Origin of the sequence: Acinetobacter sp. ANC 5600 (assembly GCF_002018395.1) — a bacterium.
In the GTDB taxonomy this organism is placed as follows: Bacteria; Pseudomonadota; Gammaproteobacteria; order Pseudomonadales; family Moraxellaceae; genus Acinetobacter; species Acinetobacter amyesii.
The window spans coordinates 234858-249459 of sequence record NZ_MVKW01000002.1 but is presented as its reverse complement, the minus strand read 5'-3'; the positions used below and the strand labels follow the sequence as shown (position 1 = coordinate 249459).

15 protein-coding genes are annotated in these 14602 nt (G+C 43.1%); 6 read left to right on the top strand and 9 right to left on the bottom strand.

From position 1 onward, the window contains the following. Positions 1-3: 3 nt before the first annotated feature. The gene (locus B1201_RS05040; RefSeq protein WP_078192586.1) at positions 4-639 is read right to left on the bottom strand and encodes a response regulator; all 636 of its coding nucleotides are present in this window, start codon (positions 637-639) and stop codon (positions 4-6) included. Between the two features lie 212 nt (positions 640-851). Between B1201_RS05040 and B1201_RS05035 the strand changes: the two genes are divergently transcribed. Beyond that, positions 852-1901: a serine hydrolase gene (locus B1201_RS05035; protein ID WP_143221671.1), complete on the top strand. Its 1050-nt coding sequence runs from the start codon at positions 852-854 to the stop codon at positions 1899-1901. A 122-nt stretch (positions 1902-2023) separates the two neighbouring features. Here the strand turns inward: B1201_RS05035 and thrC are convergent, their stop codons facing one another. From thrC to xerD, 4 genes are all read right to left on the bottom strand, one after another. Then, a complete protein-coding gene (thrC, locus tag B1201_RS05030; protein WP_078192584.1) occupies positions 2024-3163 on the bottom strand; it encodes a threonine synthase in 1140 nt (379 codons plus the stop codon). Between the two features lie 62 nt (positions 3164-3225). Further along, positions 3226-4530, bottom strand: a complete 1305-nt coding sequence (locus tag B1201_RS05025; RefSeq protein ID WP_078192857.1) for a homoserine dehydrogenase — start codon at positions 4528-4530, stop codon at positions 3226-3228. A 130-nt stretch (positions 4531-4660) separates the two neighbouring features. Next, complete coding sequence (locus B1201_RS05020; RefSeq protein ID WP_078189446.1) at positions 4661-5473, bottom strand: DsbC family protein; 813 nt, start codon at positions 5471-5473, stop codon at positions 4661-4663. A 96-nt stretch (positions 5474-5569) separates the two neighbouring features. After that, positions 5570-6487: a site-specific tyrosine recombinase XerD gene (gene xerD, locus B1201_RS05015; RefSeq protein ID WP_078192583.1), complete on the bottom strand. Its 918-nt coding sequence runs from the start codon at positions 6485-6487 to the stop codon at positions 5570-5572. A 172-nt stretch (positions 6488-6659) separates the two neighbouring features. On the opposite strand from xerD, the gene B1201_RS05010 reads away from it, so the two are divergent. The 5 genes from B1201_RS05010 to ftsW all read left to right on the top strand — a co-directional run bounded on the left by B1201_RS05010 (position 6660) and on the right by ftsW (position 11797). Beyond that, a complete protein-coding gene (locus tag B1201_RS05010; RefSeq protein WP_078189444.1) occupies positions 6660-6923 on the top strand; it encodes a FeoA family protein in 264 nt (87 codons plus the stop codon). Beyond that, positions 6920-8785 (top strand): ferrous iron transport protein B, encoded by a 1866-nt coding sequence (gene feoB, locus B1201_RS05005; protein ID WP_078192582.1) that lies wholly within the window; start codon positions 6920-6922, stop codon positions 8783-8785. Before B1201_RS05010 ends, feoB begins: the two co-directional genes overlap by 4 nt. A 36-nt stretch (positions 8786-8821) precedes the next feature. Beyond that, a complete protein-coding gene (locus B1201_RS05000) occupies positions 8822-9073 on the top strand; it encodes a DUF6587 family protein (RefSeq protein ID WP_078192581.1) in 252 nt (83 codons plus the stop codon). A gap of 159 nt (positions 9074-9232) precedes the next feature. Further along, positions 9233-10579, top strand: a complete 1347-nt coding sequence (gene murD / locus B1201_RS04995) for a UDP-N-acetylmuramoyl-L-alanine--D-glutamate ligase (protein WP_078192580.1) — start codon at positions 9233-9235, stop codon at positions 10577-10579. A gap of 21 nt (positions 10580-10600) precedes the next feature. Beyond that, a complete protein-coding gene (gene ftsW, locus B1201_RS04990; protein ID WP_078192579.1) occupies positions 10601-11797 on the top strand; it encodes a putative lipid II flippase FtsW in 1197 nt (398 codons plus the stop codon). Here ftsW and B1201_RS04985 read toward each other — a convergent pair. The 4 genes from B1201_RS04985 to cpdA all read right to left on the bottom strand — a co-directional run bounded on the left by B1201_RS04985 (position 11786) and on the right by cpdA (position 14594). Then, positions 11786-12046: a zinc-ribbon domain-containing protein gene (locus B1201_RS04985; RefSeq protein ID WP_078192578.1), complete on the bottom strand. Its 261-nt coding sequence runs from the start codon at positions 12044-12046 to the stop codon at positions 11786-11788. The two genes, ftsW and B1201_RS04985, sit on opposite strands and share 12 nt — an antisense overlap. A gap of 85 nt (positions 12047-12131) precedes the next feature. Then, positions 12132-13049, bottom strand: coding sequence for a tRNA glutamyl-Q(34) synthetase GluQRS (gene gluQRS, locus B1201_RS04980; protein WP_078192577.1), 918 nt, complete (start codon positions 13047-13049; stop codon positions 12132-12134). A 4-nt stretch (positions 13050-13053) separates the two neighbouring features. Then, positions 13054-13581, bottom strand: a complete 528-nt coding sequence (gene dksA / locus B1201_RS04975; RefSeq protein WP_078189438.1) for an RNA polymerase-binding protein DksA — start codon at positions 13579-13581, stop codon at positions 13054-13056. 209 nt (positions 13582-13790) lie between these two features. Then, the gene (cpdA, locus tag B1201_RS04970; protein ID WP_078192576.1) at positions 13791-14594 is read right to left on the bottom strand and encodes a 3',5'-cyclic-AMP phosphodiesterase; all 804 of its coding nucleotides are present in this window, start codon (positions 14592-14594) and stop codon (positions 13791-13793) included. Between the last annotated feature and the right edge of the window lie 8 nt (positions 14595-14602).

Sequence of the window (14602 nt, the reverse complement as noted above, 5' to 3'; positions counted from 1 at the left end):
GTGTTAAGGTTTGATTAACCCGTAGCGAATCGCCAAGTGAGTTAGTTTGACATCACTATCAATATTCAGTTTTTCAAAAATGCGGTAACGGTAGGTATTCACTGTTTTAACACTAACGAATAATTTATCAGAAATTTCTTGTGCACTAATACAATTGACCACCATCATGGCAACTTGCATTTCACGCTCAGACAGGGCGTCAAAAGGTGATTGTTGTGTATCAGACAAATATGAGCTGGCCAGTTGTTCTGCAATGTCTGCACTGAAATATTTGCCGCCTTGCATCACTTTATTAATCGCACGGACCATTTCATTAACTGGTGCACCTTTGGTGATATAGCCTTTGGCACCTGCTTTTAACAATAAAGACGGGTAGGGTTCTTCAGCAAGTCCACTGACGGCGAGGACTTTTGTATCTGGCGCTGTTTGAAGTAGGCGACGTGTGGTTTCTACCCCCCCGATCCCTGGCATATTGACATCTAATAGTACGACGTTTGGATGATGTTGGCGAACAAGTGTAATCGCATCTTCACCAGATTCGGCTTGTCCAATGACTTGGACATCTGCATGGTCTTCGAGCATACGGCAAATACCAGTACGGACTAATTCATGGTCATCTACCACCAAAACTGTGATCACCTACACTCTCCCTTAAGTCAAAACCTGTTTTTTTTGTTACATAAAGCAAAATAAGCTTGCAATGAAACGACAAAATTAGCAATCCTATTCTTATATGAAATGAAAAACTTCATACACAATGTGTGAGCAAAAAATGTTCGTAGTTGTGACCAATGTACGGCATATTGCTGGTCTTGCGCAAATGTTTAGTATCCTGAGTTGAGTGAGCAATGGTGAAAAAATTAAATAAATCCTTCATGCACGTTTTGGGCATGTCAATTTTATTCAGTATGAGCAGTTTCAGTTCTGCTGAAATTGTGATGAATAGTGCTGCAAATCAGCAGTCAAATATTAGCTGGTCATCTGAAGATGCAAACCAGTTACTCAACGGTGACGTGTCTTATAGCGCTGAAGAGCCATCTCCTCAAGGGTCAACTAAAGTGACTACTTCTGTACGTAGTACAGGCGGTGTGGTACAGACAGCACCATCGAAAACGGTCCGTATTATTGATACCAATCAATACGCAGGACAGCCCTCTGTAAATGCGCGTGCAGCACTGGTTATGGATGGTCAAACTGGTGAAGTGCTATATAGCAAAAATAGCAATACCGCTTTACCGATTGCATCAATTACCAAACTCATGACAGCAGTAGTGATTTCAGATGCCCGATTAAACATGTCTGAAAAGATTACCTTACAACAGTCTGATTTCTCATGTTCAGGTTGTAAAAGCTCAAGTTCAACGCTGCGTGCTGGCGACAGTATGAATCGTGCAGAAGCATTGCTGTTTGCTTTGATGAAATCTGAAAACCCAGCTGCTTCGGCATTAGCACGTACTTATCCAGGTGGTCGTTCTGCATTTATTGCAGCGATGAATGCGAAAGCACGCTCATTAGGGATGAACTCGACTCATTATGTGGAATCGACTGGCTTGCACCCAGGCAATGTCGCTTCGGCACGTGACTTAGGTATTTTGGTGAATACCGCTTCGCAGTATGGTTTGATTCGTCAATTTTCAACCACACCAAGTTATGACTTTAATTTGGGCTACCGCGTATTGAAATCAAACAATACTAATGCTTTAGTGCGTAATGGTGGTTGGAATATTAATATTTCAAAAACTGGATTTATTAATGAAGCAGGGCGCTGTGTAGTGATGCATACCACATTGAATAACCGTCCAGCGGTAGTGGTGTTATTGGGTGCGGATTCTTCAGTTGCACGAACCAATGATGCGACACGTTTAATGAATTGGGCGAGCCAGTTACCAAAACGTATTTAATAAGATTTCAGATTTTTCATTCTTTCAGTATTTGGATTTACTCAACGTTTAAATGCTGAAGTGAATGCAAGATATAAAAAGCCCTGCAAGAGCAGGGCTTTTTTATTTATTCAGCATATGAATTACATATTTGACAGAATTGAATCGCGAACTTGATCCATAGTTGCATCAATCGACAACATCACTGCATCTTGGCATTGCTTGATGGCAGTGTCAGGATCTTTTAAACCGTTACCTGTCACAGTACATACGATCACAGAACCTTCAGCAATTTTACCTGCTTTGATGTCACGAATCGCGCCACCGATAGACGCTGCAGAAGCAGGTTCTACGAATACACCTTCGTACATAGACAGTAGACGCTGTGCTTCTAAGATTTCAGCATCTTGGAGTTCATCGAACCAGCCTTCTGAATCGCGGACTACTGCTTTAGCATGGTTCCAGCTTTGTGGATTACCGATACGGATTGCAGTTGCTACTGTTTCAGGGTTTTCTACAGGTGCGCCGCGTAGGAATGGTGCCGCGCCAGCAGCTTGGTAACCCACCATTGTTGGTAGACCCGCAGGTTTTGGACCTGTGAATTGATCAGTTTCAGGATCATAAACCACTTGTACAAATTCTTCTTTAGGCTGATTCGCCACAGCTTCGGTATAACCCATCCAGTGTGCTGTGATGTTACCCGCATTACCTACAGGTAGGCAGTGGTAATCTGGCGCACGACCTAATTCGTCAACGATTTCGTAAGCAATGGTTTTTTGACCTTGCAGACGGTATGGGTTGATTGAGTTTACAATCGTAACTGGTGCTTGATCTGCAACTTCTTTTACAAGACGCATACCGTCATCGAAGTTACCGTGAATTTGCATTGTTACCGCGCCATACATCATCGCTTGTGCCATTTTACCCATGGCAATTTTGCCTTCTGGGATGAGCACAAATGCTTTAATGCCTGCACGTGCAGCATAAGCAGCCGCTGCAGCAGATGTATTACCTGTAGATGCACAGATAATTGCTTTAGAGCCTTCTTCAACTGCTTTTGTTACAGCCATGGTCATACCACGGTCTTTAAATGAACCAGTCGGGTTTAAGCCCTCGTACTTCACATAAATTTCAACATTTTTGCCAATAATGCGTGGAATGTTCTCAAGCTTAATCAGTGGCGTATTACCTTCGCCCAAAGAAATTGCGCGAGTAGTTGCAGATACGGGTAAACGGTCGCGATAGCGGTCAACTAAACCAGTATAACGATTGGCATTAGACATGATGATGTTCCAATTGTGTGTAGAGCTTGGCGAGAGGAACTGAAATATTCCCCTCGACCCGATTAATTATCAAGCGATTCTAAACGAATTCGTACAATTTCGCCATGAATGACAGGCAATGCTTGAATTTGTTGAAGGGCTTCATCCATTTTAGATTCTTTAACTGGATCAGTCAGAATCACGATAGGAATAAGGTCTTTTAAGCGCGGCTGTTGCATGATTGCATCGATGCTGATTCCTGCACGGCTTAAAATCGTAGTGACATCAGCAAGAACGCCAGTTTGATCTTCGGCATTAATACGGATGTAGTATCCAGTGGTCATTTCTTCACGTGGAAGAATTGGTAAATCAGTTAGGGCTTCAAACGCAAGCTGTGGAATTGTACCTGCACCATCTTCGGTATAGGAGATGTCACGGACAATATCGACAACATCGGCAACCACTGCTGATGCTGTCGGGCCTGCACCTGCACCTGCGCCATAGTAAAGCGTTGGACCAACGGCATTGGCTTGAACCAATACAGCATTTTTAACGCCATTTACATTGGCAATCAGTTGGTCTTCAGGGATCAGCGTTGGATGAACACGAAGCTCAATACCCGTTGCAGCACGACGTGCGATACCTAAATGTTTAATACGGAAACCGAGGTCTTCTGCATATTTGACATCTTGCGCAGTAACTTTGCTGATGCCTTCAGTGAAGACTTTGTCAAATTGGAGTGGGATACCAAAAGCAATAGAAGCCAGCAATGTTAACTTGTGCGCCGCATCGATCCCTTCGACGTCGAATGTAGGATCTGCTTCGGCATAACCGAGTTCTTGCGCTTCTTTGAGAACGTCTGCAAAGGCACGACCTTTTTCACGCATTTCAGTCAGGATAAAGTTACCAGTACCGTTAATGATACCTGCAAGCCAGTCAATTTTATTGGCTGCCAAACCCTCACGGAGGACTTTAATAATTGGGATACCACCTGCGACAGCTGCTTCATAAGCAATCTGAACGTGATGATCATCGGCCAATTTAAATAATTCATTACCGTGTTCAGCTAATAAAGCTTTATTGGCTGTGACCACTTGTTTGCCATGAACGATTGCTTCACGAATCACTTCATACGCAGGGTGAATGCCGCCCATAACTTCAACCACAACGTCTACATCGGGTTGACGGACGATATCCAATAAATCAGCACTTTGCTTCACTGAAGCAGGCAGTTCTAAATCAGGACGAGGGCGACGCGTACCCACATGGGTAATTTCAATTTCACGACCGGTGCGACGTTTAATCTCAGCAGCATTTTCTTTTAGTAGTTTAAGGGCACCACCACCCACAGTACCAAGACCGAGGATTGCCAGACGAACTGGTTTCACGTCACACTCCATTTATTTCATCATTGCTTTAAGTGAGTTTAGATCATAGCTAAAAAAACGTTCGGACTCTAGGGTAGAAATCACTTTATTCCCACCCATAAAAAACATTCATTTAGCCTATAAAAATTAGTTATTTAAGCGCACTTTCAAGTTCGGAAGCCGACATGTAAGCACCGATGTGTTTGCCTTCTGCGTTATAGATCGCTGGCGTACCATTCACACCAATATTTAGACCCATTTCATACATGCTGCGCACTGGGTTTTTACATGATGCTGGCTCGATTTGCTCACCGGCAATGGCTTTATCAAATGCGGCACGACGGTCTTTGCTACACCAGATAGTTTCCATCATTGGCATGTGTTGTTCACCACGTGGCCAAGCGATGTAACGGACTTCAATGCCACGGGCATTAATATCATCCATTTGTTCATGTAATTTGTGGCAATAAGGACAGCTGACATCGGTAAACACATAAACCACGTGTTTGGTTTTACCTTTGGCTTTATAAATCAGTAGGTCTTCAGTTTTTAATTGATCAAATAATTTTTTGTTGGCCTCTGCTTGTAGTGTATCGCCTACATTAAAGAGTTGTTTTTCACCTAAACGAACCACGTCGCCTTGGAAAATGTATTTACCATCAGCTGTAGCATAGACCGCAGGCATGCCTTCAAAGCTTACCCAAAACAAATTAGGAACTTCAGTCGCTTTCACCCCAGTGACTTTGGCATTGATATTGGCTTTTTGCAGATTGGATTGCAAAGTATCAATTAAACGCTGCTGAGCATTACGTTCAGATAAATTCGAAGCTTCACCAGTTGCAGGCGTACTTGCCGTTAATGTCGCATCTTTCTTTTCGTCATTATTTGAATTAGAACAAGCCACTAACGCCATACTGGCAACAAGTGTCGATGCGAGAAAAATTTTTGAACGGGTAAATAACATAAACAACCCTTTTCTTTTAGCTTTATCAAACAGGTGAGTAAGCATAGCAAAAAATATCGGGCACAATAGAACTTCTTGGTCTGATATTTCCTGCCGTTAAGCTCTCGGATGATAGTCTGCATGTAATTTTTGCATACGAATCTGCGCGACATGGGTATAAATTTGCGTGGTAGACAAGTCACTGTGGCCGAGCAGCATCTGCACGACACGTAAGTCGGCACCGTGGTTGAGCAAATGCGTGGCAAAGGCGTGGCGTAAGGTATGTGGTGATAATTCGGCTTGAATGCCTGCAATGAGCGCATAGCGTTTAATCGCGTACCAAAAGTTTTGGCGACTCATCATTCCACCAAGTTGAGTGAGAAATAAAGCATCGGTTGCGCTTTTGTATAAGACGGGACGTGCTTCAGCTAAATACTTCTCGATCCATTCCACCGCCATTTGTCCTAAAGGGACTAAGCGTTCTTTATTGCCTTTACCGGTAATTCGTAAATAGCCTTGTTTAAGATTGATCAGTTCTAATCTTAAATTTAATAACTCAGAGACACGTAAACCACAGGCATACAGCACTTCGAGCATGGCACGATCACGTAGACCCAATGCGGTGTTGAGGTCTGGGGCATTAATCAGGGCTTCAACATCTGCTTCAGATAAATCCTTTGGTAGGGCACGACCCAATTTGGGTGTTTTATGGATTGCAACAGGATTGTCACTGCGTATTTTTTGTTCACGCAAGAACTTGAAAAATGAACGCAGTGCAGAAAGTGATCGGGCGATCGAGCGAGGGCTTTTTCCTTGTTTCGTCAGGCTAAGCAAGACATCTGAAATGTCGTCACTGCTCCAATCAGTCATGACATGCGTATGACACTCACTGCATTGAATTAAATCAGATAAATATGCATTTCGAGTGTGTGGACTGACGGTTTGAGCTATTAAATCATCACGATATCCGTGTAAAAAACTGAGTGATTCTGGAATTTGGACTGGGGTTGGAATACGTGGTTTTTTATTTAACATGTGCCGCTCATTTTCGAAATTAAACCAAGAAATCACAATGGTTTAATGCAATGTAATTTAAAAAAATAGTCGTGTCGATGCTAGATTGTTAAATGAGAATTGAAATCGAATCCGATTTGTTAATTATTCTCATTTGTTTGTATAATATTCAAAATTTTTTAGGGTTAGTTGCGTGCGATTATCTGATTTGAAAGTGAAACAAAGCGCAGTCATTCATAAGGTACATCGTAACCAGAATGGCAACAATGCTCCGGCTGATTTAGTCGCTAGCCGTTTAGAGACTTTGGGTTTTGTTCCCGGAACAAAAGTACAGGTGATTACCAAAGGTATTTTTGGTGGTGACCCGATTTTAATTCAAGTTGGGTTTACTCGTTTCGCACTGCGAAAAGTAGAAGCTGAAAAAGTGGAAATAGCAATGGAAGGGGCATCAGCATGAGTGATGCGTTACGTATTGCCCTCGTTGGTAATCCAAACTGTGGTAAAACTTCATTATTCAATCATTTAACGGGTACACGTCAGAAAGTTGCGAACTATGCTGGAGTAACGGTTGAGCGCAAGGTTGGTCAATTTACGTTGCCATCGGGTAAATCTGTTCGAGTTTTGGATTTGCCGGGGACGTATAGCTTAGAAGCGACGAGTCCTGATGAAGCCATTACGCGTGATGTCGTGCAAGGTAAAATTGCAGAAGAAGGGCATCAAGATGTCTTTTTATGTGTAGTTGATGCGACAAACTTAAAATTGCACCTCGGTTTGGTCATGGAAATGATCGATTTGGGTCGTCCAATTTTACTTGTCCTCAACATGATGGATGAAGCACGTCGTCGTGGCATGCAAATCAATACCCAAAAGCTGTCTCAGCGTTTGGGTGTGCCTGTTGTAGAAACCGTTGCAGTACGTAATGCGGGTATTGAAAACTTAATGGGTGCTTTGGATGCTGAAGGTTTCAGAAAACCAGATGCGTCATTAAGTGATACCAATCTTTCTGGGACTAACCACGAAAAAATTGAACAAATTTTAAAAGACGTGGTGATGTTTGTTGATCATGAAGATAAACGCTCAGACTTCCTTGATAAAATTTTTCTACATCCAGTCTTTGGTTTAATTACCTTAGCGGTGATGATGTTTATTATCTTCCAAGCGGTGTTTGCATGGGCTGCGCCGTTTATGGACGGTATTGAAACCTTCTTCGGTTGGTTCGGTGAATTAGTCGGTGAACACATTTCACATCCACTACTGAACAGCTTGGTGGTTGATGGGATCATTGCGGGTGCAGGCGGTGTAGTGGTGTTCTTGCCGCAGATTTTAATTTTATTCTTCTTTATTTTGGTTTTAGAAGAATCAGGTTATTTACCACGTGCAGCATTCTTACTAGATAAGCTGATGTTTAAAGCAGGTTTGAGTGGACGTGCTTTTATTCCTTTGCTGTCGAGCTTTGCCTGTGCTGTACCGGGCATTATGGCAACCCGGAGTATTCAAGACCCCCGAGATCGTCTGGTAACGATTTTAGTTGCGCCGTTGATGACGTGTTCGGCACGTTTACCAGTTTATGCTTTGCTGATCTCGGCATTTATTCCACAGCAAATGGTCTGGGGCGTCTTTAACTTACAAGGCTTGGTACTATTTGCATTATATGCAGCAGGGATTGTGAGTGCCTTAATTGTGGCAACAGTGCTGAAATTCTTCCAAAAAGATAAATCACAGCATGCCTTATTGATGGAACTTCCAAGCTACCGTTTCCCAGATATTAAGAGTGTTTGGATTGGTTTACTGGACCGTGCCAAGATCTTCTTGAAACGTGTCGGTGGCATCATCTTCGCTTTATCGATTTTGTTATGGTTCTTGTGTACTTTCCCGCAACCGCCAGAAGGCGCAACTTTGCCGGATATTGATTATTCATTGGCAGGTATGCTTGGGCATGTATTACAACCGATTTTTGCACCATTAGGTTTTAACTGGCAGATCTGTATTGCCTTAATTCCAGCGATGGCTGCACGTGAAGTCGTTGTAGCGGCATTGGGTACGGTGTATGCCTTGTCTGCAACAGATGAAGATGCCATGTCTCAAGGTCTGGCAAATTTAATTAGTAGCGATGGGTCATTGGGTTGGTCATTGGCAACCGGTCTATCATTATTGGTATGGTTTATTTATGCGCCACATTGCTTGGCGACATTGGCGACAGTTAAACGTGAAACTGGCTCCTTGAAAACGGTGAGTTTCATGACTATCTATTTATTTGGTTTGGCTTATCTAATGGCATTCATCACGTATCAAATTGCAACACGCTATTTTGGATCGTGAATTGTGAATGGCAAAAGCTGAACAAAGGAGAGAGACATGCTTGAATCAATAATTATTGCGGTATTGGTGATTTGGAGTGCTGTCGTGGTGTTTAAGAAGGTATTTCCAAAAACATCGAACTCAGTCTTCACAACTTTTTCTGAGCACTGTGCAAACCGTGGTTGGAACAGTTTAGCCAAATGGTTAAAGCCCAAAATGGCCGCAAGCTGTGCAGGCGGTTGTGGATGTTCAGCTTCGGATAATCCATCTGCAAAAAAAGCTGAAGTACAAGCGGTGAAATGGAAATAAACTCACCGTCCGTTGCGTGAAGAAACCGCCCAAGATGGGCGGTTTTTTTACGAGCGGACACAAAAAAACTGCGAGAAAGTGAAAACATAAAAAGCATTCAAAACAGCAAAGTGCTAACATTTTGTCAGATTTAAAAACCGACCAAAAAATGGGGCGAAAATGTTAATACAGCGTGGTGGATTGAAGGTTGTTGCCGGATTAGGGATTTCTGGTGTTTCCGCAGTGAATTTCTTACATAGCCATGGCTACCGCGTTGCAGTCACCGATTCACGAGCAGTTCCACCGGGTCATGATCAAATTCCAAGTGATGTACAAACTAGTTTCGGTCAGTTGGATCAAGATTTATTACTTCAAGCAGAAGAAATTATAATCAGTCCAGGGCTAGATCCAAAATTACCACAAATTCAGGCGGCCATTGCAGCCAACATTCCTGTGGTTTCAGAAATTCAAATTTTACGTCGTGCGACAGATAAGCCGATTGTCGCAATTACAGGTTCGAATGCGAAAAGTACCGTAACAACTTTATTTGGTCTTATGGCAGCAGATGCAGGCAAAAAAGTGGCAGTGGGTGGTAACTTGGGTCGTCCAGCTTTGGATCTCACCAAAGATGATCCTGAACTTTATGTTTTAGAGCTTTCAAGTTTTCAATTAGAAACCACGTCGAACTTGGCAGCAGAAGTGGCTGTGGTGTTGAACATGAGTGAAGACCATTTGGACCGTCATGGCGATATGATGGGCTATCACACTGCGAAGCATCGTATTTTCCAAGCGGTGAAAAAAGTGGTGTATAACCGTGATGATTCATTAACACGTCCATTGGTTCCAGATGTCACCCCAATGCAAAGCTTTGGCCTAAATGCTCCAGATATGAATCAGTTTGGTATTTTACGTGATACTGATGGCACAATTTGGTTGGCACGTGGTCGTGAGCGGTTACTGAAAAGTGCAGATATGTATATCCAAGGGACACATAATGTGGCAAACGCCTTGGCATGTTTAGCTTTGGGTGAAGCGATTGGTTTGCCACTAGAAGGCATGTTGGAAACTTTGAAAACCTTTAAAGGTTTAGAGCACCGCTGTGAATTTGTCAAAGAAGTGCATGGTGTTCGTTATTATAATGACTCTAAAGGTACCAATATTGGTGCGACTTTAGCTGCGATTGATGGCCTAGGTGCTGCGATTGAAGCCAAAGGCGGTAAAGTGGCGATTATTTTAGGTGGTCAAGGCAAAGGGCAGGACTTTACTGCACTGCGTGATTCACTTTCAAAATATGCCAAAGTTGCGGTATTGATTGGTGAAGATCGTCCAATTATTGAAAAAGCGATTGAAGGGACAACCACGCTGATTCATGCTGAAAGTTTGAAACAAGCGGTTGAGCTGTGCCAACAAAATGCGGTAGCCAATGATGTGGTGTTATTGTCTCCAGCGTGCGCAAGTTTTGATATGTTTAAAGGCTACAGTGAGCGTGGACACCAATTTGTTGATTGTGTGAATGCACTCGTTTAAAAGAACGATAAGGAAAGTTGTATGGCTGGGTTGGCTCAGACGACCATAAATAGAATAAATGAAGTTGTAGAGCGTTGGCTTCCTCGGTTACCTGCCGAGGTCAACGTGCGCAATGTTCTGGTGTTCTGTGTTTTGGCATTGTTGTGTATTGGTTCGATCATGGTGGCATCAGCATCGATGCCTTATGCAGAACGCATGCATGAAAATGCCTTTCATTACATTTCACGACACGGTATTTCGATTGCCGCTGCCGCCGCCGCCGCCTATATCGCCTATAAAGTGCCGTTAAATGTCTGGTTTAACAACACCTTCTTTTTATGGATAATCACGATTATCTTACTGGCTGCTGTATTGGCTGTCGGGACAGAGGTCAATGGTTCTAAACGTTGGATTCGTATTGCTGGTTTCACCTTACAGGCTTCGGAAGTTGCCAAAGTCATGATGGCGATATTTACCGCGGACTATGTGGTACGGCGTGCCGAAGAAGTCCGTAATAATATTAAGGGCTTGGTGCGTTTGGCAGTGATTATGGCTGCAACTGTCGGTTTGGTCATGGCAGAGCCCGATTTAGGGGCGACGGTGGTGATTGCCTTAACCATGCTAGGGGTATTCTTCCTCGCAGGAGCACCGTTGATTCAGTTCGCAATTGCCTTTGGTGCGATCATCATGGCCTTTGTGTTCTTGATTTTATTTGAACCTTACCGTTTAGAACGTTTGATGTCGTTCTCAAATCCATGGAATGATCCATTAGGCGCAGGCTACCAGTTGTCGAATGCATTAATGGCTTTTGGTCGCGGTGAATGGTTTGGTGTCGGCTTGGGTCATAGTATTCAAAAAATGTCGTATTTACCTGAGGCTCATACTGACTTCATGTTGGCGGTTTTGGGCGAAGAATTTGGCTTCTTTGGGATTTTGACCGTATTGACGCTGTCATTTGTGATGTTGATCTGCTGTATTCGCATTGGTCATCGTGCTTTACGTCATCAATACTTACGTGCAGGCTACTTGGCTTATGGCATTAGTATTATCTTCTTGCTGCAAATTTTGGTGAATGCCGGCATGAACATGGGCATGCTTCCTACCAAGGGTTTGACCTTACCGTTTATTAGTTATGGGGGGTCTTCTCTGATTATCTGTGCGGTTATGGTGAGTCTGATCTTAAAGATCGATGCGACGACCAAAGAAGTGAACCCAAGTAAAGAAGAATCAAGCTTCTAAATTGGTATCTCGTTGCGGATCGGGAGATGCATGGTGCAGTACACTCGCCGGCATCTCCGTTCCACAATGGAGACATTTGACCAAGCTCGCCTTGGCTTTAGATAGTGGAATCAATGGAATAAAAAATAAAGAAAAATAATTACGTTGCTGTTTCAACTCATACTGAGTTCTGCTGCGGCACACAGGGCAAGTAAATTGGCTCTTTTCAATGACTTTGGTTTTCGGACCAACTCCACAAATAAAAAACATTAGACTCTCCAATGGTCGATTGATCACTTTATTAAAGCATAATTCAATTGAATATCGAGTGATTGGCTCAGATAGGGATGTGGGTTTATTGATAGATTTGAGGCAATGCTGTGCCATGGGGAATTTGTTGAATATCCCACTGCGCAATCGCCTGTTGCAGCATAATACGCGGCGTGTCTAAGTCGACTGGCGGTTGATGTAGAGCCTGCAATGCTTGTTGCAATAAAGATGCTGCTTGGTTTAAATCAAGAGCTTGAGCCATATTCTGTTTTGACAGCTTTTGTCCCTGATTATTCATTGCCAATGGCAAGTGCATGTATTCAAGGTGCGGATAACCCAAAACCTGTCCGAGCCAAATTTGACGTTCGGTATTGTCCAAAAGATCAGCCCCACGTACAACATGGGTCATCCCTTGTAGGTAGTCATCCACCACGACAGCAAGTTGATAATTGATAATGCCATCACGGCGTTTTAAGACAAAGTCACCCAAATCCTGTTGCAGATTCGAGCAATGCGTCCCTTGTAAGCGGTCGGTAAAACAAATCTTCTGTGGATCGACTTTGATTCGAATAGCCTGATCCTGAAGGGGAAGGCCAAGATTACGACATGTGCCTTGATAGATATGATTCGAACCAAGCATTTTTCGGGTGCATTGACAGGCATAGATCAAGTCTTGGGAATACAAATGTGCAATGACTTGCTCATAGATTTCGAGGCGGTCTTTTTGGAAAATGATCTCGGCATCTGGTTCGAATTGAAATGCATCAATACAACGTAAGATATGTTCTTCGCTACCGGGAAATATGCGTGGAATGTCGGTATCTTCGATACGAATGACCCATTGCCCCTGATGGGCACGGGCATCGCAGTAGCTTGCGACTGCTGTAATTAAAGAGCCAAAATGCAAAGGGCCGGTTGGCGATGGCGCAAACCGACCCACGTAATGCTCTGCAGCTTTCCCACCCTTATCTAAAGGGAGGGCTAGAGAGGAATTACTCAACACAGAATTAACCGTTATTTTGCTTCTCTTTGATCTCTGCAAGTGTTTTGCAGTCGATACATAAAGTTGCTGTTGGACGTGCTTCTAGGCGACGTAAGCCAATTTCGATACCACACGTTTCACAGAAGCCGTAGTCATCATTTTTGATCGCTTCAATTGATTGTTCAATTTTACGGATCAGTTTACGTTCACGGTCACGTGTACGAAGTTCAATCGCAAATTCTTCTTCTTGCGTTGCACGGTCGTTCACATCTGGAAGCGCAGTATTTTCGTCTTGCATGGTATTCAAAGTACGGTCTACTTCAGACATTAACTCAGCTTTCCACGCCAATAAGATATGACGGAAATGCTCAAGTTGCCCTTCAGACATGTATTCTTCATTCTTTTTAGGCTGATAAGGTTCAATACCAAATAAGCTTGCAGTAGAACCACCTTCAGTCGCCTTTGGCTTTGATTTGCGCACGCGTTTGGTAGACTTTTCGTCTACTACATCAGTTTGTTCGTCTAAGACTTGATTTTGGTTGTCATTCGCCATGTAGGGCATTCCTCATCATATGCATATATCTATACGCAAAAAATATGGTGATATGCAAGTTTTTTATCCACCCAACACAGAGTTTCCTTCTGTGGGGGTCGTCATCATATAGACTTTTTCTGCTTATTGATAGTCTTTGATGTTTGGATTCTAACTATCACTTTTCCTTTAGAAGCCATAAAGTAAAGCAAAAAAATCAAATTGAAAAGTTAATAACCTGAAATTTCAACATTAATTTGAGGTTGTTTCAATTTGACCCGAACAACTTCAGTTTTAAATTCACCATTATCATTCAGATAGAGTGCACGATACCCTGGTAAAGCCTCATCTAAGGCAAAATTTTCACTATGCGGTTTGAACTGAACACTGGTCGAAGGCGTCGATAAAAACTGAATATTGCGCCATTGATTAGACGAGTCTTGATGTACGTGTCCGCATAGTACAATTTTGACATTGTCATGGCGTGAAAGCACATCTATGAGATGTTCAGCGTTCTTTAGTTTATGCTGATCTATCCAATGCGATTGCATGGCAAAAGGGTGGTGGTGGCATGCCACAATGATGTGTTGCTGTGGGTGTGCTGTGAGTAACTGATCTAATTGTTCCAACTGCTGTTGTGATACCCAACCATCCACTTTTCCTTTAACCGCACTGTTCAGTAAAATCAGACACCAATTGCCTAATGCGATGCAGTGAGCACGATCTTCCTGTTGATGAAATGGGAAGCAAGACGCTTCGTCATGGTTCCCCGGAATCTGATAAAACGGAAACGGCTGCTGTTGCATATATTCGAGATAACGCGCATAGGTACGCTCTACCGGCACTTGTGCAAGATCGCCAGTATGGACAAGCGTATCGATGTGATGATGGTTCAACTGAATTTGTTGAATCACATCGTGAAAACTCTGCTCTGGATTCATGCGGACAAATTCAAGATCTTCCTGATCCATTAAATGTGTGTCCGAGATCTGGATCAGTGTCCAGTCGTATTGTGGTGTATCCCTTAAAGTCATGTCCTTCC